The sequence below is a fragment of the Vibrio sp. PNB23_22_6 genome, from assembly GCF_052877535.1.
Genome location: NZ_JBNFXP010000107.1, coordinates 1 through 220 on the forward strand (window position 1 = coordinate 1; position 220 = coordinate 220).

The 220-nt window shown below is 45.5% G+C and carries 1 tRNA gene; it reads right to left on the reverse strand.

Annotated features, from left to right (window positions below):
* Positions 1-72 (reverse strand) — tRNA-Thr (locus ACVA54_RS19805).
* Positions 73-220 lie beyond the last annotated feature (148 nt).

Here is a 220-nt window from a genome sequence, read left to right on the forward strand (position 1 = left end):
GCCGACTACCGGAATCGAACTGGTGACCTACTGATTACAAGTCAGTTGCTCTACCTACTGAGCTAAGTCGGCACACTTTTATTCTTTTTCTTAGAAGAGAATACTCTTCATTGTATAGAATCTCACTAATATGAAATTCTAGTAAGTGGCTCCTCCTGCTGGGCTCGAACCAGCGACCTGCGGATTAACAGTCCGTCGCTCTACCAACTGAGCTAAGGAG